Source organism: Candidatus Electronema sp. JC, assembly GCF_048287365.2.
Taxonomy (GTDB): Bacteria; Desulfobacterota; Desulfobulbia; order Desulfobulbales; family Desulfobulbaceae; genus Electronema.
In genome coordinates this window covers 1-26,222 of record NZ_JBLWEM020000009.1, presented here as the reverse complement: position 1 = coordinate 26,222, position 26,222 = coordinate 1, and the positions used below count along the sequence as shown (strand labels likewise).

Here is a 26,222-nt window from a genome sequence, read left to right as displayed (position 1 = left end):
CTTTATTTCTTCCAGCATGATATCGAAAATATCACGCTGAACGCCAACTGCTCTCTTGAAATCCGCGTCGCTGAGGACGCATACGTTTTCGTTTCTCATAGATGTTTTTTATCAAAAAGTTACGACTTATGCAAGAGGTCTCTTGTTCCCCACGGCCATCGTCAACGCCTTTCTCGTGCCGACAAAGACTGCCAGCTTCCGCGCCCGTGTCAGGCCGGTGTAGATCAGATTGCGGAAGACATTGCCCGCGCCTTGATATTCCAGCAACAAGAGGCTTGCCGGATATGTCTAACCGGGATATAGTGCGGGAGAAATATCACTCTGTTATTCAAGGAGATGCAGTTCAATTGCTCTCGATATTTGCGGAGTTGATTCCGCGCTGAGAAAGGAAAATTTCGATGATTGAAACAATGCGCTTGGAAATTCCGCAGGATATATTAGCTGCGCTGAAAGTTGGCATTCAAGATTTCACGCAGTATATGCGGATTGCCGCCGCTGTCGCCTGCTTCCAAGAAAAAAAATTGTCGTTAGGAAAAGCAGCGCAGCTTGCCGGATGCAATCGGTTGGATTTTTTAGACCTGCTTGCTGAAAAAGGCATTGCCGTGTTTGATTATGACGAATCCTTTACGGCCATCGAGCTGCAAGGAGCTGATATTCTGGCGGAGCTGAACCCGTGATAGTCTGCAATGCCACGCCGCTGATAGCCTTTGCCCGCATTCAACGGCTTGATTTGCTGCATGAGGTTGTCGGGAATATTGTCATTCCTGATGAAGTCGCCAATGAAATCAGCAGATGCAAACACAGATCTTATGGCGAGATCAGTTTGGAACGCGAATCGTGGATCAGGGTGCAGCAAGTGCAGTCATCGGCGCAGGTGCGGCTGCTTCTGCCGGTGCTTGATCGCGGCGAGGCGGAAGTCATCGCTTTGGCGTTGGAGCAACAGGCAAAGCTGGTCTTGCTGGATGAGCTGACTGGCCGCAAGGTGGCGCAATCGTTAGAAATGCCCGTGACTGGAACTGTCGGCATTCTGATTCGGGCTAAACAGAAGGGGTTGATTCCTGCGGTCGGGCCGCTGCTTGAGAAAATGCGGCAGTGCGGCATCCGCTACAGCGAGCGGTTCATTCAAGCTGTGCTGCGTGAGATTGGGGAGTGAGTACAACCGCCGTCGTGCCGTAATTGAAGAAATTGGTAGATTACGCTCCAATATGATAAAGCATCTTGGCACGGTCAAGCATGCCTTCGCCTAACGAGCAAGTATTTCTATTCATATTTGGATAGTTTGATTCTTACCTCAGCTTTTTTGCAGTGATTTTATCAGGAGCATCTATTTTGACTGAGTTGATTGATCTTCATCGGACTTTTTCTCTGGCCAAAGAGCTGAAAGACGAACATGAGGAGAGGATTGAGTATCTCATTCAGTACCTTGATGATCATGACAAAACAGAGCTGAATTGGGACAAGCTGTATGAAAACGCCGTTAGCGTTGTTGTTGGCGAGGCAGGCATTGGCAAAACCAGCGAGTTTAGGAATGAAATTGTACGGCTTCAGAAGAAAAATGAGGCAGCTTTTTTCGTTGAGCTGAATCAGCTCACGTCGAAAGATGACTGGGAACTCTGTATCGGTCATAATTATACCGCATGGTCCGATTCATCCAATGTAGGCTATTTCTTTCTTGATGCCATAGATGAGTCAAGGTTGGTCAGCCATGCTGCTTTCAAAAAGACACTTTTAATCGTGGCCGATAAATTACAACCGTATCTGTCACGCATAAAAATCATCATTTCCAGCCGCTGGACAGACTGGGGACAAACAGAAGTCCAGGAGGCGGTATCCAAATTGCTGGTCAAGCCGATTAACCAGCAAAACGAACCTTTTGTCGTCTCGCTCAATCCTCTTTCAAAGACTGAAGCAAAGCGTTTTGCGGCAGCAAAAGATGTGCAAAATGACGCGGAATTTTGGCGTGCAATAGATCATGACAATTACTGGCAGATGGCCACAAGGCCGCTTGATCTTGAATGGCTGATTGCTCTCTGGAAGCAGAAGAAAAAATTCGGCAAGTATCTGGAACTGATTAAGGGAAACGTAACCAATCGGCTTACAGAAACAAATCCAAATTACAAAACGGCTGACAAGTTCCTACTCTCGCTGAAAAAGCTGCGGCGCGGCGCGGAAAAACTGGCTGCCGCAGCGGAGTTCTCAGGTCGCCACCATATCGCAACGGTTGCTGTACCCAGAGATAACGAAATTGTCCCGTTTGACGTTCTGACTGATTGGAGCGAGCCGGAAATCATGCGCCTTCTTTCCTCAGCAATTTTTGACGAGGCGACCTATGGCCGGGTGAAATTTCATCATCGTTCTGTGCGGGAATATCTGGCAGCCTGCTGGGTGAAGCGGCGGCTTGAGAAAGGCTGGCCGGTGCAAGAGGCGATAGACCTTTTTGCTGCGGCCCCATTCGGTAAACTCGTGCTGATTCCGAGCAGACGCTGGGCATTATGCTGGCTTGCGGCCATCAATGCCCAAGTTCGGGAATGGGTGACGAACAACTTCCCGGAAATGATCGCCTTTGACGGTGATCCTGAGTCATGGGATGAGCTTTCAGCCGACCGGGCCTTTGAAGAGTATCTTCAGCGGTTGAAAAATGGACTGCGAACTGACTGGCACAACGATGCCAGCGAATACCGGCGGTTGGGACGCAGGCTTTCTGCCGGTAAAATTGCCTCATTGCTTGCCGAGCCGAACCAGCCGGAATGGATAAAAACAAAGCTGTTTTCCTATGCCAAGTTTGCACGTTTAACTGATTGTGCAAAAATCGCCTTCAGTATTTATCAAGATGATGAAAAGTCTGACGGTGCGCGGGGTTGGGCGTTAGCCATCTTGGAGGAGGTTGGCACACAGGAGCAACGTTCTGCAATCAGAGATGATCTGCTGTCCGGCAAGCTGACAACAAATGCGCTTATTGCAGCAGCCTTGCCCGCTATTGACTGGAAAAGCCTGACTGTTGAGCAGCTTTCAGAGATTTTTAAGGCTGTTGCTGATGAAGATTACTACAATTTTGGCCCGATGACGCACTGTGTTCAATACAGCTTGCTTGCTGCGACCGATGATATTAACTCAGCAGAATTACTTTTAAGTGCTCTTGCAGCTGTATTGCCTCAGCCAGCACCGGAAAAACGCTTTTACAGAATAGCGGAGGAAAAGACATGGTTTGCAAAGGTGTTTCCCCAGTGTTATGAACGCCTGCTTGAACTGCTTCCCACGAATAGCGAACAATGTCCACAAATTTGCATTGATGCGGCTGAACATATCGAGGCGCAACGATATAATAGCAGGCATCAAGATAAGATTGAGCGGCTACACAATCTGATAGCCCAACATCCTCATCTGCGCTACCAGATTGCCTTTGAGGCAGCTCTTTCGCGAGGACTCGAAACGGTCAGAAAATCAATCTGGTATAAAAACTATACTGATATTCAGACAGTCAGTTTTGATCATGGTGATCTTCCAGAGCTGACCAAACGGACAAACGACCAGAATCGTACAGAGGAGGAACGAACTATTTGGTTCCATATTGCTTTCAATATCGCCTTCTATACCACGCTTCGCGGACGGTTACGATCAGAAGCTGTCAATGCTCTGGCTGTTGGCTCAGAGGCCACAACTCGACAAGAATACATTGAGCACCAACGGAAAGAACGCATAGACTGGTTGCAAAAACAGCGCAAGGAGAAAGCGGAAAAACGTAGGAAAAATAAAGAGGAACGCCTGAAGAACAAGAGCAAGCTGTTGGCTGATATTGAGCATATACGTGATGGCTCAAATAGAATATTGCTGGAATGGATTTTTGGATATTCATATAGCCGCTCAAGACACCGCAGTCAATCTCGCATTGATCTTGAGCTGATTAAAAATGATTTCGGTCATGATATTGCGGAGGCTCTGACTAATGGCATGAAAATGTATTGGCGAGCTGTTCAAATAACAAATCCAGAAGATTACAGCTACAGCAGTTACAGTTGCCTGCTCGCCGCCTTGACGGCAGAATTTGAGAACGGTCTTGATGTGATTTCCTCATTCAGCACTGAAGAGGCAGCTCAAGCCGCACGTATAGCCATCTGGGAGAGGCGGAACTCGATTGCTTGGTTTGAAAAACTTGTTGAAATTCATAAATCAGCAGTCTTTGATTCCCTGCGCCCTTGGGTCGAGACAGAGAATCAATTGACAATTGAGTTCATTTTAGATTGCTCCAGTCAAACACGTGTCAAATTGCTGCAACCTATTATTCCGCTTTTGAAAAAAGGAAAAATCAAGAACACGAATTTGCTTTTCCAGCTTGCCAAGAAATTATATAAAGACGAGCAGCTTTCTCCGGCAGAAGTCGCTGAACTATGCAAAGCGCAGGTGCAAGTGCTGGACAGTGCCCAGCAGATCAAAGAAGTGCACTGGCTGTGTCTTTGGTTGGAAATAGATATAGTTGCTGCTTGGAACTGGTTTCAAGAGCACCTGAAGCAGATCGGAAACAACGCGGATAAGCAGTTTGAGGAATTTATAAGGGTTGCCGAACATGCGTCTGGCCATTGGATACAAATAAAGCGGGATAAACTTCAATCTGCCGCTGATGTTCTTGTTAAGTTATTCAATCGTCTCAGTATGTATGTTGCATCTGTAAAAGATGATAATGAGGATAAAAATAACTACAAATTGCATTCTGTTGAAGCCGTGCGGGATTACATCATCAACATGCTGGTTCAAACGCCGGGCAAGGATGCACACAATATTCTCACCAAATTATCAGAAGAAACAGCAAACCAAGAAATTCGTGATTGGCTTTTTGCTGAACGAACAAAACACGCAGCACATACAGCACAGGAAGCAGCACTTATTGAGCCTGCCAAACTGCGCAGCCTTGGTTCAATATTTCAAACTGATCCGCAAAGCGAAGCGCAGCTTTTTCAGCAAGTTCTGGTCAGATTGAAGGAAATAAAAAAAGGCCTTGAGGAAGGCCCGTTCAGTGAACGATGTCTTTTTTGGCCGGGAATGTCTGAGAAGGATTTGCAGCACTGGCTGGCCGCCAAGTTGCGGGATACACAAAATCGGCGGTTCAGTGTGCATCGGGAAGAGGAACTTGATGATGACAAGAAAACTGATATTCAAGTGAGCTGCAAATATGGCAACGTCTGCATCGAAATCAAACCGGTTGAGCGGATGACAACACGCAAGAAATACTGTGCTAATTTCTTGACGGAGGATACCTTACGTAGGCAGATTGTCGGGCAATATCTCAAGGGATACAACAGCCAGCACGGCATCCTCGTTCTATTCCGCCTTGATGAAAAAACTTGGGATATACCTGGTGGCAAACACAGACAGCAATTCCCTGCGCTGGTTGAATACTTACAACAACAAGCTGACATCATCAAAACATCTTCAGCAAACGTGCAGGAGCTGCATGTCATCGGCATTGACTGTGTGCCCAGCAGCAAGAAAAAAATCTGACGCTCATACCTTCCCGCCCACCAGCTCCCGCAACGCCGTCTGCCTCAGCCCCGTGTCCTTGTTCCCCACGGCCATCGTCAACGCCTTTCTCGTGCCGACAAAGACCGCCAGCTTCCGCGCCCGTGTCAGGCCGGTGTAGATAAGATTGCGGAAAAGCATCCGGTAATGCTGGGTCATCACCGGGATGATGACCGCCTCGAACTCCGAACCCTGCGATTTGTGGATGGTGATGGCGTAGGCCAAATCCAATTCTGTAATCTGCTCGCGTTGATACTCAACTTCCCGCTGATCTATGAAGCAGACTCTCAGCGTCATATCCGCATTATCCACACTCGTTATCCTGCCGATATCGCCGTTGAACACGCCGAGATCGTAGTTGTTGCGGCGGTGAATCACGCGGTCGCCGACGCGGAAGAGCCGCTCGCCGACCGTGATTTCGGCCCGGCCCTCCTGCGGCGGATTCACCGCCTGCTGAAGCATTTTATTCAACGATGCCGTGCCGAGACTGCCCCGGATCATCGGCGAGAGCACCTGAATCTCGCAGCCCGCGCCCCGGTATTTGGGAATCCATTCCGTGTACAGCCGCCGCACCACATCCGCAGCGGTCAGATTGTAATACAGCGACGACCACGGATGCACCTTCTTCACCACAGCGGCCAGCTCTTCAGCCGGACATTCCGCCGTGGCCAGCGTGCGCAGGTCAACGTGGCAGAACTGCTCCGGCACCTGAAACTCGTAGCGCGGCGCGGTCTCAAACGAAAATGGATCGCCGCCAGCCGCCGCCTCGCGCTCCTCAAGGCTTTGGAAATGCTGCCTGACCTTGGCGATGAAGCCAAGCTGGGCTTGGCTCGGCTCGTCGGAATCAATGAAGAGGCAGTCGCTCTTTTTCCACAAGTCAGGATATTTGAACGGTGAAGCGATCTTAGGGCTTTCGCCCCGGTTGATCTGGTGGGCGTGCGTGATGATCGCCGACGCGCTGGCTTGGCGGAAGACGGTGTTCAGCGTCTGCACTGGGACAACGCCGGAGGCGATCAGGTCGCGGAGGACGTTGCCCGCGCCGACCGAGGGCAGCTGGTCTGCGTCGCCGATGAAGAGCAGCGCGGTCTCCTTGTCCACGGCCCGCAGCAGCGAGGCAGTCAGGCTGATGTCGAGCATCGAGCACTCGTCCACAATCAGGACATCGGCCCGCAGCGTGTTCTCCTCGTTGCGCTTGAAGCCAACACCCTGATATTCGAGCAGGCGGTGGATGGTCTTAGCCTCCATGCCAATGACCTCGCCCATGCGCTGCGCAGCCCGGCCCGTTGGCGCGGCTAAAAGCACGCTGCGGCCCATCGCCCGCAGCAGGGCGACTAAAACCCGCGTGGTCGTGGTCTTGCCGCAGCCCGGCCCGCCGGTGAGAATAGCGAATTGGCAGCAGGCAATGGCAAGCACGGCGGCGGCCTGCTCTTCGCTCAGGCTGATGCCGCTTTTCTCGCTGTAGCGATGCAGCCAGCCCGCCACCCGCGCCGGATCATTGCCTGAAGGCCGCACCATGCCGCGCAGGCGTTCGGCCACATATTTCTCATCGTAATACAGCCGCTTATCGTAATAACAACGTTCCGGCTCCAGGCTGTTGCGGACAGTAAGCAGGCGGACGCGCAGGCTGTTCTGCTGCTCCATTTCATGCAGATGCAGGGCGATGCCGTCGTCTGTGTCCAACTGAAGCAGCTCACGCACCCCGGAGGCAATCTGCGCCTGCGTCAGCCAGCAATGGCCCTGCTCGCGGCTGGCAGCCAGCACGTGACGAATGGCCGCAGTGATGCGTAAAGGCGAGTCTGGGGCAAAGCCGAGCGAGAGGGCCACCTTGTCGGCGGTGAAGAAGCCGATGCCGTACAAGTCTTCGGCGAGGCGGTAGGGATTTTCCGAGACCACGGCGATGGAATTATCGCCGTACTGCTTGTAGATGCGCACCGCGAAGAGCGTGGAAATACCCTGCGCCTGAAGAAAAATCATCACGTCGCGGACAGCGCGGTGTTCCTGCCACGCCATGCTGATGGAGGCCAGCTTCTTCTCGGCAATGCCGGGCACTTCGGTCAGGCGGGCAATCTGCTCCTCAAAGACATCCAGCGTCTCCTTGCCAAAATGACTGACGATCTTGTGCGCGGTCTTCGGCCCAACGCCTTTAATCAGGCCAGAGCCAAGGTATTTCTCCAACGCGCCTGCCGAAGCCGGTTTCAGCTCAACCGCCCGCTCGGCCTTGAACTGGCGGCCAAACTTGGGATGCACGACCCAGCAGCCGGAGAACTCCATTGTCGCCCCGGCGAAAACCCGCGTCTGATGCACCGTGACCGTGGCCTCCTCATTGTCGCGGGAGTTCAGCGGCATTACCCGCAGCACAGCCCAGCCGCTGTCCGGGCTGTGAAAGGTGATGCGCTCGACAATGCCGCGCAGCCGCTCCTCCAGCAGCGAGGGAGATTCAGCCATCAGCAACCTATTTCCTTGAAGTTACGATTGAGGAACTCGCACTCCGCTGGCGTGAGATCAAAGCGCAATTCGGCCTCGGCAATAACCTTGCTGCGCTGCTTTTCTGGATGCTGGCGCATGGTTTCGCCAATCCAAGCCACGGCCTTTTGCAGGCTGGTGGAGGAGGTGAGGAGGGTGTCAGGTGCAGTCATGGCAGCATGCTATCCATGCTTCACCATATCCGCAACACGCCGTAACGGTCAAAAATGCTGTCCGATGAAATGAGAATCAGCTCTTCTTCAAGAGCTTGTACCGCAAGAAGCCGGTCAAAAGGATCACGGTGATGCAATGGCAGATATTCAACTCGTGCGGCATGTTGAAAAGTGATTGGCAGCTCCATAAACTGATTTGCCGCCAGATGCTGCGGTACATAGTCTTTGATCGGGAGGGCGAGCTTCAGCTTGCCGATACTCGCCTTGACCGCCATCTCCCACGGACTGACAATGCTCAGAAAACATTCGTTCTCCAGCTCCTCGATCATGTCGCGGGCGGCGGCGGAAAGCTGCGGCGAATCCTCAACCCACCAGAGAAAGGCATGTGTGTCAAGCAGAAGCCTTTTCATTGATACTCCTTGAAATCTTCAATAGGGGCATCAAAGTCAGCGGCCATGTGACGCAGCTGGCCCGCGCCGGAGCCGGGCCGCCGTTTTCCTCCTGCCGAAGGCACAGGAACCAGCTTGATCAGCCGCTGCTGCTCGTCGGCAATGATGATTTCCTCGCCAAGCAACGCTTTATGGACAAGTTCTGAGAAATTCGTTCTTGCTTCAGCAAGACTGATCCGAGTCATGTTGCGCCTCCGCTAAATGCGTGGATATTTATTCTACAACTAAAGCTGTCCTGCATCAGGCTTCCGGCAAAAAGTCCTCATCCAAAAGTTCCTGCCATGAAAAGGGTGAGGAAGGCGGAAACAGCTTCCGGTCAATTCCGGTTTCCAGCTCCGCCAGCAGCACGGCTTTGCTGTAAGCCTTTTCCAGCTGCTCTTCGATGTCATGGTTCAGGCTGGGGCTGTCTTCAAGCAGTTCTTTGATGTCAAGCCGCTGGGTTGCGATGGTATTTCTCCAGCTCCTTGACCGTCTGACGGGTTGATGCCGCCATTTCAGCAGATGAGCGATGAGCACGCTCAAGCGGCTGATCAGCTCTCGTTTTTCGCTTCTGCCCATTGTCTCCAGCTCCTCGGCGATGTTGTCGGCATCAATTGCAGTGAAGTTCCGCTCCCGCAGCAGCGCGGCGTTGTGCAGCAGCCAAGCGTGAAAATCTTGATTGTAGGCGGCAGTTGTTTTCATAAACGCTCTCTCATTCGCTAATTTCTTTACTCTGCAAATAAAGTGTGTCCGGGCAGAAATCTTGGCCGTTTTTCCATTGAATGCTGCCCATAACTGGCCGTACCGTTTTAAATATCTGCATATCTTTCAATTCTTGAAAAACACCCTTCTCTAAATAAGGTTTCACGTCAAACAGTTTCTCCTCGTCATTATCAAATATCATTTTGACTGTGTAATCCTTATCAGGAACAGCATTTTTAACTCTTGGGTTCATAGTATTCGCCAATTATTTTAATGGTTCAATCCTGAATATCTCCTGCCCATTTACTGCAAGTTCCCAATCAGCCATCAGCTCATCGCGGTGAATTTCTATCCATGCCTGCACCAATCTTGCTTTATTTGGCCTGAAATCGCCTGATATAAGTTCTCCATCTGGAATAGAAAACACAGCTTCCTGATCTTGAAACTTGACATGGATATGCGGCAGCTTATGCTGCTGATTTTTCAAAAAAATACATCGAGATGATAATCCCGTAGAACATGGAGAGAATTGCCATTACTCCGTACCTTCATGATGAGATAGACAGGCGGCTACTGGAAAAGGCAGCCCGCAAAACTAAGATTCCCCCTCTACCAACTCAATGACCGCCTTTGCAAACAAGCGCATTGCAAGCACATCAAGGTGGTTGAGCGAAGCCTAAACCGCCGCTGCCTTCGGCTCCGCTCAGGCAGCTTATAGCAGGCAAAAAAGCAAAATCATGGACTGTCCGGCAAGCTCGTTGATGAACCGCACGGCGGCGGCGAAGCGTCCTTCCAGCGGGCGGCGGAGGCCGGTGCCAAAAAGTGCGTCGACAAGGCTGTGCGCAGGCCGGTCAAAATGGAGTCGGCGGATGCGCTCCTCCGCTTCCCGCAAATCAGCTTCCTGCCGAATCACATAGCTGTGCAGACCGAGCTTGGCGCAGATCGCCGCGTTCACTGCCGCGTCGCCGCGCAGCTGGTCCGGTTCGGTCAGAAAGACCAGCAGAGGCGCACCGCCGCGCTGCGCAACATGGCGGGCGATGACTAAACCGTCGCCGCCGTTGCTGCCAGTCCCGACAAAGACGCAGACGCTTCTGTCCGCCACCGGGCCGAACGCCGCCTCCATCCGCTCGACAACCGCGCGGCCTGCATTCTCCATCAGCACAAGGCCGGGAATGCCGAAGTCCTCGATGGCGGCCCGGTCAAGGGCCTGCATCTGCTCCGGGGTGGCGAGCTTCATTGACCGCTGCGGCAGGCGCGTTTCAGAATTTTCGCAATTTCTCTTCGGGATGTCATGCTGTCTCCTCCTGCGGAAGGCTAATGCTTTTTCGTTTCAACGGAGCTGCTGCATTCGGCACGCACTGCGCTGGGGAAGCCTTCCAGCACGGAAAAATTGGCCTTGTCGCGCAGGAGCTTTTTGATTGCCCAGTCAAAGCGGATGAGTTTTTCCATTGTGGTGCGCTCCTCGATATATCGAAAGATAGTGACAGAACAAACCTGTCACTATCTAAGTCTCTGATTATTCTTCTACGCGCCATCCATCATCGTAACGGCGAAAGAGTGCTTTTGTCATTTTCCCTAGGTAGACGTACTTAACGATTTCTTGCTTAACATCAGGAGGAAATACGTAGTTTGTTATAAACTGCACCACTTTAGTTCCTGGATATGGTCCATCGGTAATCTCTTCAATGGATACAACGTTCTCTGCGAGATTAGATTTAAATGTACTATACTTACCTTGAAACTCAATATCATCTTTATTTAATAAACTTCCAAAAATCACTATCCCTTTCTTGGAAAATATCCAAGGGGAAGCCATAGCTCTTAAAGCTTCTCGGCTAGGATTTTCAGATATTACGCCGTCAACTTTTGCAAGTTGAAATCCTTCTTCTGTAAATTTTATATCCTTCTTGGAAGGAGCAGATAGATACTTATTCAAAATTTCTTCAGCAGCTTTCCTGTCCAACTCGCGGGGTTGTTTGGCCAGTTCAGACTCAAGCGTTTGCAACTTAGAACGTAGTGCTGCATTCTCTGCTTGAAGTTTTTGATTTTCTTGGTTGCAGCCAGAGAGCGGCAAGCTGATTACGAACAGGCAAACTAAAAAAAGATAATTCTTCGACACGTTCATGGCATCCTCCATTCTTCTGTGGAAAGAACAAATAATAGGGCAGATACCATTATCTGGCCCTATTTAACTTTGCTGCAAAACTTCCTCACCGCCAACCTACGCTTGGCCGCGCAGCTGATTCAGATGAGTCTGCCTCAGCGCGGGCAGGCCAGCTCCGATCTTTTCAAGGCGGCCTCCTTTTTTCCGCGCTCAACGCCTCTTTTAAAAAGGACAGGCCCTTTTCTTAAAAAGGCGCGCCCTTTCAGAGAAAGCTCTTTTCCTTTTTTTAAAAAGGACATCTGCTTTCAACGAAAGGCCATGCCCTTTTTTTAATAAGGCGGCCTCCTTAACGAAAAAGACCTCTCTCTTTAAAGAAAGGCGCGGCCCGCCGAAAAATTGAGACCAGCTTTTCAATCAAATACAGGTGCTTTCTTCCAACCGGGCCGTACATTCCTCGCCTTCTCCTGCTCAAGCTGAAAGCGCGGCAGCCACTGCTTGAGGATTGACAGCAGCGATCTTCAGCAAGGCCCGCGCTGGGCCTTCGGGCGAGCGGCGGCCTTGCTCCCAGTTCTTCAAAGTGGAAAGACTGACCCCAATCATCAGCGCGAACTCTGCCTGCGATTTATGCAGATTGCTCCGAATATCTTTGATGTCCGCCGGAGCAAATTCAAAGATTCGTTCTGCCTTCATCTCGCCGCGCCGGATTTGTCCAGCCTGCTTGATGCTTTCAACAAGATTGTCAAAATCATGCTCTTTCATGCCAGTTCCTCCTTGACAAGACGGCTCAATATCTTCAGTTGATCAGCAGTCAAATCCTCTTGTTTGTTTTTTGCATACAGATACAGCATGTAAAAAGATTCCGCATTGCTGTCCCAAAAGTAGATAACTCGCAGCCCGCCTCGTTTTCCACTCCCTTTCATCGCCCAGCGGATTTTGCGCAATCCGCCTGATCCTTGCATGACCGCTCCCTGCTCAGGCCGCAGCAGCAAAGCGATCTGCAAGGATTTATACTCCTCATCGGCAAGCAATGCCTGCACCTGCTTCGTGAAAATGGGCGTTTCAATGAATCTCATTGCATTGTACGTCAATGGCGCACTTCAATCAACTGAACAACCGGGGCAGTTCACAGAACCGCCCCGCCTACAGAACCTCACACATCCAACTCAGAAACCTCCAGCGCGTGGTTCTGGATGAACTCGCGCCGTGGCTCCACCTTGTCGCCCATCAGGGTGACAAAAAGATCATCAGCAGCCTCAGCATCCTCAATCCTGACGCGCAGCAGGGTGCGGTTGGCCGGGTTCATGGTCGTTTCCCAAAGCTGTTCCGGGTTCATCTCGCCCAAGCCTTTGTAGCGCTGCAAATGGCTGCCCTTGAAGGTCTCTTCGCGCACCACGCGGATCAGCTCGCGCCAGTTCTTCGCCGGAATCTCCTTTTCCTCGCCCTTGATGACCGTGAAGCCGCTGCTGAGGAACTGCCTGATTGCAGGATGCAGCTCAAGAGCGTGGCGATATTCGGGAATCAGCGGGATGTGCGGCCCGATGACCGCGCGGGTGTGGGCCAAACCTTGAAAGGCTGCCTCCGCCTCAAAGCAGCTGGGCCTTGTCGCGCAGACACGGATGCCGCTCGTGACCGCATCAATGCTGGCGAGCTTATCCAGCAGCCCGTGCAGGAACGCCTCCTCCTTGAACTGGTCTGCGGAATGGACATCGTTTTCAAGCAGGAAGAGGGTGAGCTGCTCCTGAATGTTCATCCGCTCCAAGAAGATGCTGATGCGCTCGAACAGGGTGAGCTTTTTCAGCGTGCTGACCAGCTCTTGCCCAGCCAGCACGCTGCCGTTCTCCAAACGGACTTGGACAAACTGGGCCGCTTGGTCGTAAAGGTGGCTGTTGAGCGCGTCCTCATTAAGGAAATACTGCTCCTTCTTGCCCCGTCCCAAGCGATAAAGCGGCGGTTGGCCAATATAAACATAGCCTTGCTCGACCAGCGGCAGCATCTGGCGGTAGAAGAAGGTCAGCAGCAGGGTACGGATGTGCGCGCCGTCCACGTCCGCGTCGGTCATGATGATGATCTTGTGGTAGCGCAGCTTGCTCGCGTCAAACTCCTCCCGCCCGATTCCCGTGCCCATTGCGGCGATGAGCTGCTTGATCTCCTCCGAGTCGAGTATCTTGTCGAAACGGGCCTTCTCCACGTTCATGATCTTGCCGCGCAACGGTAGGATAGCTTGGATGGAACGGTCGCGGCCTTGTTTGGCGCTCCCTCCGGCCGAATCGCCCTCGACGAGAAACAGCTCGCGCTCCGCCGGATTCTTAGACTGACATTCCGCCAATTTGCCTGCCATCAGCAGAGAGATACCGTCCTTCTTGCGTGACAAATCCCGCGCCTTCCGCGCCGCTTCTCTGGCCCGCGCCGCCTCAACCGCCTTGCTGAGAATCTGCCGCGCCACCTGCGGGTTGCGCTCCAAGTAATCACCAAGCTGCTCAGTGCAGATGGAAGCGACGATGCCCTTCACCTCGGAGTTGCCCAGCTTGGTCTTGGTCTGGCCCTCGAACTGCGGATTCGGCACCCGCACCGAAATGATCGCAGTCAATCCCTCGCGCACATCGTCGCCCTCCATCTTCTCCTTCATGTGCTTGGGGACGATGTCATCAGTGGCATATTTGTTGATGCACTTGGTCAGCGCGGCGCGGAAGCCCGCCACATGCGAGCCTCCTTCGCGGGTGTTGATGTTATTGACAAACGAGGCCAGCCGCTCAGTGTAGCTGTCAACATACTGAAGACAGACCTCAACCTGCACCTGCTCCTGCTCGCCTTCAAGAAAGATCGGCTGCGGATGAATCGGGGTGCGGTTGCGGTTGAGATGCTCGACATATTCGACAATGCCGCCGTCATAATGAAACAAATCCTCAGCCCCGCTTTGCTCGTCCTTCAGAGAAATATGAATGCCCCGATTAAGGAAAGCCAGCTCGCGCAGTCTATTGAGGACAATCTCGTATTTAAAGGCAACGGTTTGGGTGAAGATCTCCGGATCTGGCTTAAAGGTGATGGTGGTGCCGGTGTGTTCGCTGGTGCCAACCACTTCCAGCTCGCTGGTCTTCGCGCCGTAAGAGAAGGTCTGCCGGTAAAGCTTGCCGTTGCGCCGTACCTCAGCGGTGACATGGGTAGAGAGCGCATTGACCACCGACACGCCTACGCCGTGCAGGCCGCCGGAAACTTTATAGGACGAATGGTCGAACTTGCCGCCTGCGTGCAGCGTGGTCAGCACCAGCTCAAGGGCGGTCATGTTTTCCGTCGGGTGCTTGTCCACCGGAATGCCGCGTCCGTTGTCTTCGACCGAGCAGGAGCCGTCTTCGAGGAGGATCACGCTGATCCGGTTGCAGTGTCCGGCCAGTGCCTCGTCAATTGAGTTGTCCACCACCTCGTAAATCAGATGATGCAGCCCTTCCTCCGCCGTGTTGCCGATATACATGGACGGACGCTTGCGCACCGCCTCAAGCCCGTCAAGAACCTTGATCTGATCCGCCCCATAGGACGTGTTCTGCTGTTCGCTCACTTGCTTGCCTTCTCTGAAGAATTGATACGGAAAACGGCATGGTTATAATGCGGCGTGCCACATCCTGCCGGAAGCGGCTCATCATACCATATTTCTGCTGAAAACGGGGAAAAATCTCCGGCTTGGAACTGCCGCCGGTTTCGGCCCGGCGCAGGAGAAATACATGGACAGGCAGTCCTGCCGCCTGCTATAAAGAGCAGGAAACGTTCCGGCTGGCGGCGGCCAGCAGCGCTTGAGACACGACCATGCTGAAACTGTTCAAAAAGAAGACGCTCACCCGGCTGGCCACGGTGGTCTGATGTTCTCCCGTCTCGACAGCTTCATTGACTGGCTGCGGATCGAGCGCGGCTACTCCGAGCGCACGGTGGAGAGCTACAGCCGTGACGTGGAGGAGTTCCTCCGCAGTCTCGGCGGCCCGGCGGATGTTGCCACGATCGGGCCGCCGCAGGTGCAGCAGCATCTTGCCTCCCTCTATCTGAGCAATTCCGCCGCCTCAGTGGCCCGGAAGATGTCCTCGCTGCGGGTCTATTTCCGCCACTGCCTCCGCTTGGGCCTGCTTGCTGCCGACCCGATGGCCGGGCTGGCCGGGCCGAAGCTGGCCAAGCATATTCCAGTCTATTTGACCGTGGATGAGGTCTTCAGCCTGCTGGAGGAGCCGAAGCCGCAGCAGGACAGCCTGTATCAGCGCGACCGGGCGGTGCTGGAGCTGATCTACTCAACTGGGATGCGGGTCTCCGAAGCAGCGGCGGCCAATCTGGCTGATGCGGACTTTGAGGCGGGGATGATGAAAATCCGGGGCAAGGGCGGCAAGGAGCGGCTGGCCCCCTTTGGCCGGGCGGCGGAGGATGCCCTGCGGCAGTGGCTGCCTCTGCGCGGCCAGCTCACCGCCGCCCGGATCACGCGGGGCGATGTGCCAGAGCGGGACGCGCTCTTTCTCAACAGCCGGGGAACGCGCCTGACTGTGCGCAGCATTGAGCGAATGGCGGCAGCCTACGGCCAGCGGGCGGGCATCAGCGTGGAAGTCACGCCCCACGCCCTGCGCCATTCCTTTGCCACCCATCTGCTGGAAATGGGCATGGATCTGCGCATGGTGCAGGAGCTGCTCGGCCACGTCAGCCTCTCAACCACGCAGAAATATACTCATCTCGACATGGCCCACCTCAGCCGGGTGTATGACCGGGCGCATCCTAAAGCTGCGGGGCCGCAGGCCGGGCAAGCTGCTGAAGAATGAACAAAGCGGCGCGGAGCTGATTGTCCTCAGTCAGCAGCCGTTCTGTCGGAGTCTGCTGCTTGCGCTGCAATTTTTTTGATTTTTTTGCCTGCTGGTCATTCTCCAAATGGTGACGCAGGTCTTTTTCCCGAACCTGACCGGAGGCACTTTCAACCTCTTCCGGCTCCTCAAACGGCACAGTCAAGTCCGGGCTGATGCCGGTTTCCTGAATCGATCTGCCGCTGGGCGTGTAGTAGCGGGCGGTGGTCAGCCGCAGCCCTGCGTCGCCGGGCAGCGGCACCACAGTCTGCACCGAGCCTTTGCCAAAAGTTCTGGTGCCGATGATCAGCGCCCGCTTGTGGTCTTGCAGTGCCCCGGCCACGATTTCCGAGGCGCTGGCCGACCCCTCGTTGACCAGCACCGTCAGCGGGCCGCTGTATTTGCCCTCGCCCGGCTCGGCGGCAAAGGGCTGGCTCCGCTCCTGCTCGCGGCCTTTGACCGAGACAATCAGCCCCTGCTCAAGCAGCAGATCCGCCACCAGCACCGCCTGATCAAGCAGTCCGCCGGGATTGTTGCGCAGGTCGAGAATCAGCCCTTTGAGAGGCCGCTTCTTTCCGGCCTCGCGCAGGGCTTTTTGGAAGTCGGCGGCTGTGGCGTTTTGAAAGGTGCTGATCTGAAGATGATGAAAGCCCGGCGCCAGTTCAGCGGCGGTCACGGAATGCTGGGGAATGAGGGCGCGTACTAAGGTGAAATCAAGCTGCTGGCTGTCGCGGCTGACTGTCAGCGTCACTTTTTCGCCTGGCTTGCCGCGCAGCAGGCTGGTCGCCTCATTCAAGGTCAGCTCGCTGACCGGCTCGCCGTTGATTTTCGCCAGCTGATCGCCCGATTTGATGCCCTGATGATACGCAGGGGTTCCGGCGATGGGCGCGACCACCGTCAGCACGCCGTCGCGGACAGCCACTTCGATCCCCACGCCGCCGAAGCGTCCGCTGGTTTCCTCTTGGAGCGCCTTGAATTCCTTGGGCGAGAGATAGGAGGAATGCGGATCAAGGGCGGAGAGCATCCCGTTGACCGCGCCGAGCATGATCTCGCTGCCTGCGATTTCGTCAACGTAATGTTTCTGCACCAGATCAAGAATGGTGGCAAAGGTTTCCAAGTTGCCATACAGTTCGGCCTGCCGCGCGCTGCTCCGTTCCGCCGCCCGCAGCGGCGGGGCAAGCAGGAGAGCGGAGAGCGAGGCAGCCAGACCGAGCCGCAGCAGCGAATGTCTCATAGCGTTCCGGGATGGATTTTCATCATCAGCTCCTTCCTTTCTTATACCGCAAAGCAGGCGGACAGAAGAACAAAAAAACGCATCTGCTGCGCATCAGTCCGCTTTCAGCCAGAGGAGGGGATCCTGCGCCGCGCCGTTCTGCCGGATTTCAAAATACAGGCCCGGCTCAAAGAGGGTGGCGAGGTCGCCGCTGACTCCGATTTTTTGATTTTGCGTCACCACTTCGCCCTCGCGGACAAAGACCGCGTCAAGGCGCGAGGTGAGCGTGAGCCAGTTCTGGCCGTGGTCAATGATCACCGCGTTGCCGTAGCCGCTGCGGTAGCCGGCGAAGGTCACCCGGCCTTTCTGCGCCGCCCGCACTTCCGTGTCCGGCTGCACGGCGATGTGGATGCCGCTGACCTTCTCGCCTTTGCGGAAGCCTTCTTTCAGTGTCTCGCCGAAACGCTGCGTCAGCCTGCCCTTTGCCGGAAAAGCGAGCTTGCCTTTGTCCGGCAGCAGGCCCGGCCCGTTGTACGGCTCCGCTTCCGGCGGCTGCGAGAGCAAGCGGATGAGCTTGGCCTCAGCCTGGCGCATTTCCTGCATCGCCAGCTGAATCAGCCCCTGCTCGGCTTTGATGCGCGTCAGCACCTCCTCCCGCTGCAAGCGCAGTTCGTTCAAGGCTAACTGCTGCTCCTCCGCCTGCCGCACCAGCTCCTCCAGCAGCGACTCCTCCAGCTCATAGGCGGTCCGTGCCTGCTTCAGCGCGGTCAGGCTGGCGCGATATTTTTCAATCACTGTGCGGTCATAGCCAGCCATGCTGCGGAAAGAATCCTGCATCAGCATCAGCTCCGGCAGGGTTTTGCTGGAGAATGTGACATTCAGTGCGCCCAGTCTGCCCATCACATAAAAAGCCCGCAGCCGGTCGAGCATGTGCCGCAGGGCCTTGTCCCGCGCCTGCGCCGTCTGCGTGAGAAGCTCTTGGGTTTTGGCTAAATTCTGCCGCTGCTCCTCAAGCTGCTTCTGAAGCAGGTTGATCTTGCCCTGCTGCTCGTCCATGCGGCTGCCGAGCTTGTCTAACTCGTCTAAAACTGCCCGCTCCTCCTCAGTGCTTTTCTGGAGCTTCTCCTCCTCCAAGGCCATTTCCTCGCGCAGCTTGCCGATTTTGATCCGCACCTGGCCTCCTGCGTCTTGGGCAATGACCGGCTGCGACGCGGCAAAAACAGCGGCGGCGAGGAGGGCGGCGGCCAGCGTTTTTCCTGCGCGCATCATACGCTGAGTATCTTGCGGATGGAGACAAAGCTGCCGCCCGCGCAGAGCAGGACAGACAGGACGATGATCATCGCTGCTGTGGGCGCGTCGAAAAAGCTGAAGGAAAACATGCCCTGCGCCGCTGTTTCGGCAAAGGCGGCCCGGATCCAGCGAAAGAGGATGTAGAGCGCGGCCATTCCGGCGGCCGAGCCGAGCAGGCCGAGCAGCGCGCCTTCAAGGAAGAACGGCACCCGGATGTAGCTGTTCGACGCGCCGACAAGGCGGAGCAGCTCCAGCTCGTTTTTGCGCGAAAAGACGGTCAGACGGATGGAATGGCCGATCATGAAGGTGGTGGTCATGATCAGCAGGCCGCCGGACAGAAAGACCACCACTTGCAGAAGCTGAATGAAGGAGTTGAAACGCTCCACCCATTCTCTGCCGTACTGCACCTTGAGCACGCCGGGCAGATTTTCCAAGTAGGCGGAAAATTCTTTGATCTTGGAAAGACTTTCCAAGCTCCGGCGCGGATAAATCTCAATCGAGGACGGGAGAAAATCCTTTGGGATGTCTTTCAGCACATCTTGGCTGTCGTCAAGCTGGCCTTTGAAGCGGTCGTAGGCTTCCAGTTTGGAGACAAATTCAATCCGCTCCACCTTGTCAAACTTCTCAATCTTGTGCCGGTATTCCTGCTGCAAGGTCTGATCTGGCTCCTCGTCGAGGTAGACAATCAGGCGCAGGACGTTGTCCAAGCGGTTGCCAAATTGCAGGGCGTTGTTATAGACCAGATAGAAGAACGTGAAGATCAGGATCGAAAGGGTGATCGTCACCAGCGACAGGACTTGGCTGCGCCAGCTTTTGACAAGGCTGCGCCACGTCTGGCTGAAGACCGCGACCAGAAAATTCATGTCCTGCCCTCCCCCTGTTTGGCGATGACCGGCGGTTTCTGAATCGCCAGCCGCCCGTTTTCAATGCGGACGATCTTGCTGCCGGGATAATCGTAAATGGCCTGATCGTGCGTGGCGATGAGCAGGGTCACTCCCTCCTCGTTGCAGCGGCGGAAAAGCTGCATCACCAGCCCGGCGGTTTCCGCGTCAAGGTTGCCGGTCGGCTCGTCAGCAAGAATCAGCTCCGGCTCATTGGCCACGGCTCTGGCGATGGAAACCCGCTGCTGCTCGCCGCGTGAGAGCTTGCCTGCCAGCGCGTCGAGCTTGTCCATCAAACCCAGCTCAGTCAGCAGCTGCTTGGTCCGGCTGATGATGAACTGCCGACTCCGATAGGAAACCTCCATCGAATAGGCGATGTTCTGGGCCACCGTCTTGTCCGGCAGGAGCTTGAAATCCTGATACGCCACGCCGATGCGGCGGCGCAGCTTTTGCAGTTCGTTGTCCGAGATGCGGCTGAGGTCGCTGCCGGCGATTTCGATATAACCCTTATCCGGCCTGTCAATGCCGCAGAGCATCCGCAGCAGAGTGGTTTTTCCCGCCCCGCTCTGGCCAGTGAGGAAGATCATTTCGCCCCGGCGGATGCGCAGCGAAACATCAGCCAGCGCGTGCACATCTGGCGGAAAGGTCTTGCTGACCCGCGCCAGATCAATCATGGTCAGCCGCTTTTCTTCGCCGCTCATGACTCAGCAGCCGAAAATAAGGTCGAAAATCATGAACGCCTGCTGCACCGCCTTGGAGTCCTCCGGCAGCTCGATATACGATGCGCCGCTGAGTTCCTGCCGCACCAGCTCGTCGCTGGCCGGAATGAAACCTGCCAGCAGCAGGCCGCTTTCAGCCACCGCCGCGTCTATTTTTTCCTGCAAGGCTGCCGGAATGGGATCAGGGGCGCGGTTGACGAGCAGATACTGCTGCTGAATATCCAATTGCAGCGGGCCGGTGAGGTCGGCGATGCGCCGGGCAGTGAGTATGCCCCGCGCCGAGGGATCAGAGACGATGAGCAGATAATCAATCCGGCGCAAATTCAGGCGGCTGAGATGCTCCATGCCCGCCTCATTGTCGACGATGATATATTTATAGTTGTCCGCCAGCCGGTCCATGCTCATAGCTAAATACTGATTGGCCGCGCAGTAGCAGCCGGGGCCGTCCGGCTGGCCCATGACCATCAGGTCAAAGCCCTTTTCCTCAATCAGCGATTGATGGAGCTTCATCTCCATGTATTGGTCGCGGCTCATGCCGGGCGGGATGTCGCCCTTCAGCTCTTTGCGGATTTTCCCCAGCGTGGTGCGGACATCCACGTTGAGCAGCTCGTTCAGGTTGGCGTTGGAGTCAGCATCCACAGCCAAGGCCGGAGTCATCTTGCGGGCGGTGAGATATTTGAGCAGCAGGGCGGCGGTGGTGGTCTTGCCGGTTCCGCCCTTGCCTGCGAGAGCAATGATCTTGGGCATGGTCTTTCAAGGATTGATGTTTTCTGTGAAGGCAGCCGATTCTCATCATACCCAAAAAAGCGGCTGATTCCAAGCTGAATGCTGCAAGCAGATCAGCTCTGCCAGAGCGCGGGGAAAATGAAGAGGCAGGACGGCAAAGAACTGGCGGCGCAGCTCGGAAGGCCGTGCGAAGTATCTGGGAATTTAACAGGGTGCGGAGAGGCAGAATCGTCTTCGCCGCTCCGCCGGAAGCGTCAGACCGCGACCACCGAGTTGTCCTCGCCGAACTCGTTGCGCAGGTATTTGTCCGCCGCCGGGTCATTGACCCAGCACTGGCCATTGAGCACATAGCGGAAGGCGTAGTCCCGGCCTGCGTCAAGAGTCAGCGTCACCGAAAAATCGCCGCTTTTCAGCTTCTTCATCGGCGTTTCCGCTGCCGACCAGCCGTTGAACTCGCCCGCCAAGGCGACGGATTCAATCTGCTCGCCGCCGGGATGGTGAAACGTGACCCGGCATTTTGTTCCTGTGGCGGTGTAGTTTTTTTTCAGCATCTTGCTCCTCCCTGTTCCAGCATGAAAAAAGCCTGCGCCAAGCAGGCCGTCCCTTTTCCTTATACGCCCTTAGGCGGCCTGCTGGCAAGGGATAACTGCCCGCCGCAGCGGATTAAAGCAGGCCCTGCTTCTTCAAATGCACTTGCAGCACAGAGACCGCCGCAGGGGTCACGCCGGAGATGCGCGAAGCCTGCCCCAGCGACAGTGGCCTGATTCGGTTCAATTTTTCCACCACCTCGTTGGATAGGCCGGGCAGACCTTTATATTCCATCTCTTCCGGCAGACGGACGCGCTCCAGCTTGCGGAAGCGATCCACCTGTTCCTGCTGCCGTTTGATGTAGCCGGAGTATTTGATCTGCAATTCTATTTCTTCCGCCATGCTTGGATCATCATCGTCTGTCTCGAAAGGCAGCTCGGTGCCGTCGGCGTGCAGCAGGCAGCGCAGCTCCGTCATGCCTAATTCCGGTCGGCGGAGCAGCTCGGACAAAGTCATCGCCTGAGTCAGCGCCGAGCTGTTCAGTTCAGCCAGACAGGCGTTCACCTCTGCTGAGGGCTTGATGCGGATTTCCTCCAGCGCGGCCAACCCTTCCTCAATCGCCTGTTTGCGGGCGAGAAATTCTGTTTTTTCCTGTGGATCCGCCAGCCCGATATCAAAACCGATTTCGCGTAGGCGCAAGTCGGCATTGTCCTCGCGCAGGAGCAGGCGGTATTCAGCCCGCGAGGTGAAGAGGCGGTACGGCTCCTTGGTGCCCAGCGTGACAAGGTCGTCAATTAAAACGCCGATGTAGGCCTGCGAGCGGTCGAGAATCAGCGGCTCCTGACCGCGCACGAGATGCACCGCGTTGATGCCCGCCATCAGCCCTTGCGCCGCCGCCTCCTCGTAGCCGGACGTGCCGTTGATCTGCCCGGCATGAAAGAGGCCGCTGACGCGCTTCGTTTCTAATGAGGGTTTCAGTTCCAGCGGGTCAACGTAATCGTACTCGATGGCGTAGCCGGGCCGGATGATCCGCGCCTGCTCAAGGCCGGGGATCGAATGCACCAGCGCAATCTGCGCTTCAATCGGCAGGCTGGTCGGAATGCCGTTGGGATAGACCTCCGCCGTTTCCACGCCTTCCGGTTCCAGAAAAATCTGGTGCCGCCCTTTTTCCGGGAAGCGCATCACCTTGTCTTCAATCGAAGGGCAGTAGCGCGCGCCGACTCCTTCAATAATTCCGGCATACAGCGGCGACTGGCCGATGAAGCTGCGGATGATTTCGTGCGTCCGCTCGTTGGTGTAGGTGATGTGGCAGGGCAGCTGCGGCAGCTCCGGGGTTTTCCTCCTGCGGTTGGCGGAGGAAAAGAGCGCGGGCGGGTCGTCGCTGAACTGCGGCTCCAAACCGGAATAATCAATGGTTTTGCTGTCCAAGCGCGGCACGGTGCCAGTTTTCATCCGGCCCACGTTGAAGCCGATCTGGCGGTACCACTGCGCCAGTTTGGTCGAGGGCGCGTCGCCCATTCGGCCTGAGGGAAACTGCTTCAGGCCGATGTGAATCAGGCCGTTGAGAAAGGTGCCAGTAGCCACAACAACTGCCCGCACCGGAATAATTTCATCCAAGGATGTGCGGATGCCGACCACCCTGCCCTGCTCGGTCAAAATCTCATCTGCCACCGCTTGGCGGATGACCAAATTCCGCTGCCGCTCCAGCACGGTTTTCATCCGCTGCTGATACAGCCGCCGGTCGGCTTGCGCCCGCGAGGAGCGCACCGCCGGCCCCTTGCTGGTGTTGAGGCGGCGGAACTGGATGCCGGTCGCGTCAATATTTTTGGCCATTTCGCCGCCGAGCGCGTCAATCTCGCGGACAAGATGGCCCTTGGCCAAGCCGCCGACCGCCGGGTTGCAGGACATGGCCCCGATGGTGTCGGCGTTGATGATGCAGACCAGCGTCTTGCAGCCCATGCGGGCGGCGGCCAAGGCGGCCTCGCAGCCCGCGTGGCCCGCGCCGATCACGGCGATGTCAAATTCAGTCATTTGGATTGGTTGAAAAAAGGCGCGTTCATGCTCACAGCACCGACCACGGCTTGGGCATGAAAATCTGACTGTACAGATCCAAGGCGTAGCGGTCGGTCATCCCGGCGATGAAATCGCAGACCAAGCGGTGCAGCCGCTTCTCCTCTTTGGCGTCAGCGGGCGGCCTGCGTTTCGGGCAGGCCCGCTGCTCCGGCCCGGCAGGGAATTCATGCTCCAGAAAGTAGAGATACAGCTCGCTGATCACCCGCTGCGCCTTCTCGAACTCGCTGTGCACCAGCCGGTTGCGGTACACGTTGTCATATAAAAAGGAGCGCATCCCGCAGATCACCTCCTGCATCATCGGGCTGAGACGAAGGCGGCCTTCGTCGGCGCGCAGGCTTTCAGCGATCAGGTCGCGCATCATCGCCGCGATGCGGAGGTCGGGCCGGTCGCCCACAACCCGGCGCAGGTGGGCGGGCAGGTCGCTTTCTGTAATCATCTCAGCCCGCAGCGCGTCGTCCATGTCGTGGTTGAGATAGGCGATGATGTCCGCGACCCGCACCGCCTGCCCTTCCAGCGTGGCGGGCAGCTCCCGCGAGTCGTCAGGCAGGATGTCACGGTAGCCCTTGGAATGCTTGACGATGCCGTTGCGCACCTCCCAGCTCAGGTTCAGCCCTTGGCCGTGATTCTCCAAGAAGTCCACCACTCTCAGGCTCTGGATGTAATGCCGGAAGCCGCCGGGATGCAGGCGGTTGAGGCTGTATTCTCCGGCATGGCCGAAGGGCGTGTGGCCGAGATCGTGGCCAAGAGCGATGGCCTCAGCAAGGTATTCATTCAAGCGCAGACAGACGGCAATGGTGCGGGCGATCTGCGAGACTTCAAGGACATGCGTGAGCCGGGTGCGGTAATGGTCGCCGGTCGGGGCAAGGAAAACCTGGGTCTTGTGCTTGAGGCGGCGGAAGGTTTTGCAGTGAATGATCCGGTCGCAGTCGCGCTGAAAGGCGGTGCGCAGCTCGCAGGGCGGCTCGCCGCGCAGGCGGCCCCGCGACCTGCTGCTGAAGCAGGCGCAGGGCGCAAGGACGAGCTGCTCCTGCTCTTCCAGCTGGCGGCGGATGTTCACGGCGGACCTTCAGGATGAATTGAAGACGGATTCTCAGCCGAGAAAGTAGCAGCCGCAGACGAAAAGGGCAAGGATTTTTGTTGCGGGCGGCCAGTGGCGCGGCGGACGGCCTCGCGCCGCCATGTTCATCAAGAATATTTTTTAAAGGAACCGCTGTTTTTGTTTGACGAGATTGGCACCTTGTGGTACTTTAAAGTGACGTTTGAGAGTGCTTTGTGGTATGAGCAGTACAGAGGCGGTTGTCCTTGGAAGAGAATCGAGGACAACAAACGCTTTGTCAGAAAAATAAAAAAATGCGAACCAAAAGGAGGTTGCAAAAGTGGACAAGAAATTGGTCAAGGAAGGCGTGTCGCGGCGGCAGATTCTTGCAGGAACCGGCGCATTGGCGGCAGGCGCGGCCCTCAGTCATGTCGGCGGCCTGATCAGTCCGGCGGCAGCCAAAGACGGCTCAACCGAAAAATGGCCTTGGCCCTATAAAAAACTTGACCCGGAGAAAACCGCCCAGCTCTGCTACGAAGAGTGGTACCGCATCTTCTGCGGCGGCGCGGTCATCAGCAGCATTTTCGGCCAGCTGCGCGAGAAAGTCGGCGAGCCGTACAAGGCTTTCCCGATAGATGCCTACATCTATCTGGAAGGCGGCCAGGCGGGCTGGGGCACCATCTGCGGCGCGCCTGCCGGCGCGAACATGGTCTTCAACCTGATCGTCGGCCCGCGCACCACCGGCGACACCACCGCGCATAGAATGTGCGAGGACATCATGTCCTGGTACTCGGAGACGCTGATGCCGGTCTTCATGCCGAAAAATCCGAAAGTCACGACAGAGCTGGCCAAGACTGTGAGCAACTCGCCGCTCTGCCATATTTCAGTGGGCAAATGGATGAAAGCCTCCAACAAGCCCTTGGTCAGCCCGGAACGGAAGGACCGCTGCGCCCGCGTCGCCGCCAGCGTGGCCTTCAAGTCTGTCGAGCTGCTGAACGCCTGGGCAGACGGCGACTACGAGGCCAGCTCCGACTTCAACTGCGGCAAGCTGCACGGCATCACTGGCCAGCAGAACTGCCATGAATGCCACGGCTCCAAAGTGCCGCAGGCGCCCCCGCCCCCGCCTGAGGCGCCGAAAAAAGAGGCGAAGAAGGCCTGAGCGTGATTCGGTCGGCGTGTCGGCGGAGAATGACAGGCTCCGCTGACACGCATCGGGCGCAGACAATTTTCTCTTGACACTCGGCCTTTTTTTTTATATTCTCATCCCATCTTTGCTGGGGGATGGTCTAACGGCAAGACAGCGGACTCTGACTCCGCTTATCGGGGTTCGAATCCCTGTCCCCCAGCCAGTCTTTCCCTTCAGTCTGTTCGCAGCACTTTCCCGCAAGCATATTTCTCTGCTGTCACTGTTTTAGAAATTCCTGACATATTATTTTTAACCCAAGTTGTGACCTATAACTCTTGAAAAATCCATGCTTCCCCGCGTATGGTATACTTCTGCTGTCCAGCACGAATATAACCGCACACGGAGGAAGGCATGGAACTCGAAATTACAGCATTTTATTGTTTATGCGAT

Annotated in this window: 27 protein-coding genes and 1 tRNA gene; 6 read left to right on the top strand and 22 right to left on the bottom strand. The window is 55.6% G+C overall.

Annotated elements, in window-relative coordinates; genetic code table 11:
* Positions 1-126 precede the first annotated feature (126 nt).
* Entirely contained in the window at positions 127-270 is a 144-nt protein-coding gene (locus tag ACNKH3_RS01380; RefSeq protein WP_420207974.1) for a hypothetical protein, read from the bottom strand.
* 128 nt (positions 271-398) lie between these two features.
* Here ACNKH3_RS01380 and ACNKH3_RS01375 point away from each other — a divergent pair, with 128 nt between their 5' ends.
* The 3 genes from ACNKH3_RS01375 (at position 399) to ACNKH3_RS01365 (ending at position 5,493) form a co-directional block, all read left to right on the top strand.
* Positions 399-677 carry a UPF0175 family protein gene (locus ACNKH3_RS01375; RefSeq protein ID WP_420207972.1) on the top strand — a complete coding sequence of 93 codons (279 nt, stop codon included), beginning with the start codon at positions 399-401 and terminating at the stop codon, positions 675-677.
* Positions 674-1,153 carry a DUF3368 domain-containing protein gene (locus tag ACNKH3_RS01370; protein ID WP_420207971.1) on the top strand — a complete coding sequence of 160 codons (480 nt, stop codon included), beginning with the start codon at positions 674-676 and terminating at the stop codon, positions 1,151-1,153. The genes ACNKH3_RS01375 and ACNKH3_RS01370 overlap by 4 nt, the downstream gene beginning before the upstream one ends.
* Before the next feature lie 176 nt (positions 1,154-1,329).
* A complete protein-coding gene (locus ACNKH3_RS01365) occupies positions 1,330-5,493 on the top strand; it encodes a hypothetical protein (RefSeq protein WP_420207970.1) in 4,164 nt (1,387 codons plus the stop codon).
* 3 nt (positions 5,494-5,496) lie between these two features.
* Here the strand turns inward: ACNKH3_RS01365 and ACNKH3_RS01360 are convergent, their stop codons facing one another.
* The 13 genes from ACNKH3_RS01360 to gyrB form a co-directional block, all read right to left on the bottom strand.
* Positions 5,497-7,956, bottom strand: a complete 2,460-nt coding sequence (locus ACNKH3_RS01360) for an AAA family ATPase (RefSeq protein ID WP_420207969.1) — start codon at positions 7,954-7,956, stop codon at positions 5,497-5,499.
* The gene (locus tag ACNKH3_RS01355) at positions 7,956-8,147 is read right to left on the bottom strand and encodes a hypothetical protein (RefSeq protein ID WP_420207968.1); all 192 of its coding nucleotides are present in this window, start codon (positions 8,145-8,147) and stop codon (positions 7,956-7,958) included. Before ACNKH3_RS01355 ends, ACNKH3_RS01360 begins: the two co-directional genes overlap by 1 nt.
* 20 nt (positions 8,148-8,167) lie before the next feature.
* The gene (locus ACNKH3_RS01350; protein WP_420207967.1) at positions 8,168-8,557 is read right to left on the bottom strand and encodes a type II toxin-antitoxin system VapC family toxin; all 390 of its coding nucleotides are present in this window, start codon (positions 8,555-8,557) and stop codon (positions 8,168-8,170) included.
* The gene (locus ACNKH3_RS01345; RefSeq protein WP_420207966.1) at positions 8,554-8,781 is read right to left on the bottom strand and encodes a type II toxin-antitoxin system Phd/YefM family antitoxin; all 228 of its coding nucleotides are present in this window, start codon (positions 8,779-8,781) and stop codon (positions 8,554-8,556) included. Before ACNKH3_RS01345 ends, ACNKH3_RS01350 begins: the two co-directional genes overlap by 4 nt.
* Positions 8,782-8,836: 55 nt before the next feature.
* Positions 8,837-9,277, bottom strand: a complete 441-nt coding sequence (locus tag ACNKH3_RS01340) for a DUF29 domain-containing protein (RefSeq protein WP_420207965.1) — start codon at positions 9,275-9,277, stop codon at positions 8,837-8,839.
* Positions 9,278-9,287: 10 nt separating this feature from the next.
* Positions 9,288-9,530, bottom strand: a complete 243-nt coding sequence (locus tag ACNKH3_RS01335) for a DUF2442 domain-containing protein (RefSeq protein WP_420207964.1) — start codon at positions 9,528-9,530, stop codon at positions 9,288-9,290.
* A 12-nt stretch (positions 9,531-9,542) separates the two neighbouring features.
* The gene (locus tag ACNKH3_RS01330) at positions 9,543-9,764 is read right to left on the bottom strand and encodes a DUF4160 domain-containing protein (protein WP_420207963.1); all 222 of its coding nucleotides are present in this window, start codon (positions 9,762-9,764) and stop codon (positions 9,543-9,545) included.
* Positions 9,765-9,989: 225 nt separating this feature from the next.
* Positions 9,990-10,514 (bottom strand): NAD(P)H-hydrate epimerase, encoded by a 525-nt coding sequence (locus ACNKH3_RS01325; RefSeq protein WP_420207962.1) that lies wholly within the window; start codon positions 10,512-10,514, stop codon positions 9,990-9,992.
* A gap of 77 nt (positions 10,515-10,591) precedes the next feature.
* Positions 10,592-10,726, bottom strand: a complete 135-nt coding sequence (locus ACNKH3_RS01320; RefSeq protein WP_420207973.1) for a hypothetical protein — start codon at positions 10,724-10,726, stop codon at positions 10,592-10,594.
* A gap of 67 nt (positions 10,727-10,793) precedes the next feature.
* Complete coding sequence (locus ACNKH3_RS01315) at positions 10,794-11,402, bottom strand: hypothetical protein (RefSeq protein ID WP_420207961.1); 609 nt, start codon at positions 11,400-11,402, stop codon at positions 10,794-10,796.
* Between the two features lie 447 nt (positions 11,403-11,849).
* The gene (gene nadS / locus ACNKH3_RS01310) at positions 11,850-12,140 is read right to left on the bottom strand and encodes a NadS family protein (RefSeq protein ID WP_420207960.1); all 291 of its coding nucleotides are present in this window, start codon (positions 12,138-12,140) and stop codon (positions 11,850-11,852) included.
* Positions 12,137-12,469 carry a type II toxin-antitoxin system RelE/ParE family toxin gene (locus ACNKH3_RS01305; protein WP_420207959.1) on the bottom strand — a complete coding sequence of 111 codons (333 nt, stop codon included), beginning with the start codon at positions 12,467-12,469 and terminating at the stop codon, positions 12,137-12,139. The genes nadS and ACNKH3_RS01305 overlap by 4 nt, the downstream gene beginning before the upstream one ends.
* 62 nt (positions 12,470-12,531) lie before the next feature.
* A complete protein-coding gene (gyrB, locus tag ACNKH3_RS01300) occupies positions 12,532-14,931 on the bottom strand; it encodes a DNA topoisomerase (ATP-hydrolyzing) subunit B (RefSeq protein ID WP_420207958.1) in 2,400 nt (799 codons plus the stop codon).
* 298 nt (positions 14,932-15,229) lie between these two features.
* Between gyrB and ACNKH3_RS01295 the strand changes: the two genes are divergently transcribed.
* Complete coding sequence (locus ACNKH3_RS01295; RefSeq protein ID WP_420207957.1) at positions 15,230-16,162, top strand: tyrosine recombinase XerC; 933 nt, start codon at positions 15,230-15,232, stop codon at positions 16,160-16,162.
* Here the strand turns inward: ACNKH3_RS01295 and ACNKH3_RS01290 are convergent.
* The 8 genes from ACNKH3_RS01290 to ACNKH3_RS01255 all read right to left on the bottom strand — a co-directional run bounded on the left by ACNKH3_RS01290 (position 16,119) and on the right by ACNKH3_RS01255 (position 24,667).
* The gene (locus ACNKH3_RS01290; RefSeq protein WP_420207956.1) at positions 16,119-17,414 is read right to left on the bottom strand and encodes a S41 family peptidase; all 1,296 of its coding nucleotides are present in this window, start codon (positions 17,412-17,414) and stop codon (positions 16,119-16,121) included. The two genes, ACNKH3_RS01295 and ACNKH3_RS01290, sit on opposite strands and share 44 nt — an antisense overlap.
* A 93-nt stretch (positions 17,415-17,507) precedes the next feature.
* The gene (locus ACNKH3_RS01285) at positions 17,508-18,659 is read right to left on the bottom strand and encodes a murein hydrolase activator EnvC family protein (protein WP_420207955.1); all 1,152 of its coding nucleotides are present in this window, start codon (positions 18,657-18,659) and stop codon (positions 17,508-17,510) included.
* Positions 18,659-19,546: a cell division protein FtsX gene (locus ACNKH3_RS01280; RefSeq protein ID WP_417916645.1), complete on the bottom strand. Its 888-nt coding sequence runs from the start codon at positions 19,544-19,546 to the stop codon at positions 18,659-18,661. The genes ACNKH3_RS01285 and ACNKH3_RS01280 overlap by 1 nt, the downstream gene beginning before the upstream one ends.
* Positions 19,543-20,265 carry a cell division ATP-binding protein FtsE gene (ftsE, locus tag ACNKH3_RS01275; RefSeq protein WP_417916644.1) on the bottom strand — a complete coding sequence of 241 codons (723 nt, stop codon included), beginning with the start codon at positions 20,263-20,265 and terminating at the stop codon, positions 19,543-19,545. The genes ACNKH3_RS01280 and ftsE overlap by 4 nt, the downstream gene beginning before the upstream one ends.
* Before the next feature lie 3 nt (positions 20,266-20,268).
* Entirely contained in the window at positions 20,269-21,030 is a 762-nt protein-coding gene (locus tag ACNKH3_RS01270; protein ID WP_417916643.1) for an AAA family ATPase, read from the bottom strand.
* Positions 21,031-21,263: 233 nt separating this feature from the next.
* Entirely contained in the window at positions 21,264-21,560 is a 297-nt protein-coding gene (locus ACNKH3_RS01265; protein ID WP_420207954.1) for an isoamylase early set domain-containing protein, read from the bottom strand.
* Positions 21,561-21,672: 112 nt separating this feature from the next.
* The gene (gene mnmG / locus ACNKH3_RS01260; RefSeq protein WP_417915763.1) at positions 21,673-23,568 is read right to left on the bottom strand and encodes a tRNA uridine-5-carboxymethylaminomethyl(34) synthesis enzyme MnmG; all 1,896 of its coding nucleotides are present in this window, start codon (positions 23,566-23,568) and stop codon (positions 21,673-21,675) included.
* Between the two features lie 31 nt (positions 23,569-23,599).
* Positions 23,600-24,667, bottom strand: a complete 1,068-nt coding sequence (locus ACNKH3_RS01255; RefSeq protein ID WP_420207953.1) for a deoxyguanosinetriphosphate triphosphohydrolase — start codon at positions 24,665-24,667, stop codon at positions 23,600-23,602.
* Between the two features lie 319 nt (positions 24,668-24,986).
* On the opposite strand from ACNKH3_RS01255, the gene ACNKH3_RS01250 reads away from it, so the two are divergent.
* Together ACNKH3_RS01250 and ACNKH3_RS01245 are read left to right on the top strand one after the other, a co-directional pair.
* Entirely contained in the window at positions 24,987-25,805 is an 819-nt protein-coding gene (locus tag ACNKH3_RS01250) for a C-GCAxxG-C-C family (seleno)protein (RefSeq protein ID WP_420207952.1), read from the top strand.
* Between the two features lie 116 nt (positions 25,806-25,921).
* Positions 25,922-25,995, top strand: a tRNA-Gln gene (locus ACNKH3_RS01245).
* The last annotated feature ends 227 nt before the right edge of the window (positions 25,996-26,222 follow it).

What these genes read in the sequence shown, in the direction of transcription:
- ACNKH3_RS01350 (WP_420207967.1), bottom strand. Translation starts at nt 8,557, where the DNA reads ATGAAAAGGCTTCTGCTTGACACACATGCCTTTCTCTGGTGGGTTGAG.
- ACNKH3_RS01320 (WP_420207973.1), bottom strand. Translation starts at nt 10,726, where the DNA reads ATGGAAAAACTCATCCGCTTTGACTGGGCAATCAAAAAGCTCCTGCGC.
- ACNKH3_RS01290 (WP_420207956.1), bottom strand. Translation starts at nt 17,414, where the DNA reads ATGAGACATTCGCTGCTGCGGCTCGGTCTGGCTGCCTCGCTCTCCGCT.
- ACNKH3_RS01270 (WP_417916643.1), bottom strand. Translation starts at nt 21,030, where the DNA reads ATGCCCAAGATCATTGCTCTCGCAGGCAAGGGCGGAACCGGCAAGACC.
- ACNKH3_RS01325 (WP_420207962.1), bottom strand. Translation starts at nt 10,514, where the DNA reads ATGAAGCTCGCCACCCCGGAGCAGATGCAGGCCCTTGACCGGGCCGCC.
- ACNKH3_RS01335 (WP_420207964.1), bottom strand. Translation starts at nt 9,530, where the DNA reads ATGAACCCAAGAGTTAAAAATGCTGTTCCTGATAAGGATTACACAGTC.
- ACNKH3_RS01355 (WP_420207968.1), bottom strand. Translation starts at nt 8,147, where the DNA reads ATGACTGCACCTGACACCCTCCTCACCTCCTCCACCAGCCTGCAAAAG.
- ACNKH3_RS01265 (WP_420207954.1), bottom strand. Translation starts at nt 21,560, where the DNA reads ATGCTGAAAAAAAACTACACCGCCACAGGAACAAAATGCCGGGTCACG.
- ACNKH3_RS01295 (WP_420207957.1), top strand. Translation starts at nt 15,230, where the DNA reads ATGTTCTCCCGTCTCGACAGCTTCATTGACTGGCTGCGGATCGAGCGC.
- ACNKH3_RS01360 (WP_420207969.1), bottom strand. Translation starts at nt 7,956, where the DNA reads ATGGCTGAATCTCCCTCGCTGCTGGAGGAGCGGCTGCGCGGCATTGTC.
- ACNKH3_RS01340 (WP_420207965.1), bottom strand. Translation starts at nt 9,277, where the DNA reads ATGAAAACAACTGCCGCCTACAATCAAGATTTTCACGCTTGGCTGCTG.
- ACNKH3_RS01285 (WP_420207955.1), bottom strand. Translation starts at nt 18,659, where the DNA reads ATGCGCGCAGGAAAAACGCTGGCCGCCGCCCTCCTCGCCGCCGCTGTT.
- ACNKH3_RS01315 (WP_420207961.1), bottom strand. Translation starts at nt 11,402, where the DNA reads ATGAACGTGTCGAAGAATTATCTTTTTTTAGTTTGCCTGTTCGTAATC.
- ftsE (WP_417916644.1), bottom strand. Translation starts at nt 20,265, where the DNA reads ATGAGCGGCGAAGAAAAGCGGCTGACCATGATTGATCTGGCGCGGGTC.
- ACNKH3_RS01375 (WP_420207972.1), top strand. Translation starts at nt 399, where the DNA reads ATGATTGAAACAATGCGCTTGGAAATTCCGCAGGATATATTAGCTGCG.
- mnmG (WP_417915763.1), bottom strand. Translation starts at nt 23,568, where the DNA reads ATGACTGAATTTGACATCGCCGTGATCGGCGCGGGCCACGCGGGCTGC.
- nadS (WP_420207960.1), bottom strand. Translation starts at nt 12,140, where the DNA reads ATGAAAGAGCATGATTTTGACAATCTTGTTGAAAGCATCAAGCAGGCT.
- ACNKH3_RS01345 (WP_420207966.1), bottom strand. Translation starts at nt 8,781, where the DNA reads ATGACTCGGATCAGTCTTGCTGAAGCAAGAACGAATTTCTCAGAACTT.
- ACNKH3_RS01280 (WP_417916645.1), bottom strand. Translation starts at nt 19,546, where the DNA reads ATGAATTTTCTGGTCGCGGTCTTCAGCCAGACGTGGCGCAGCCTTGTC.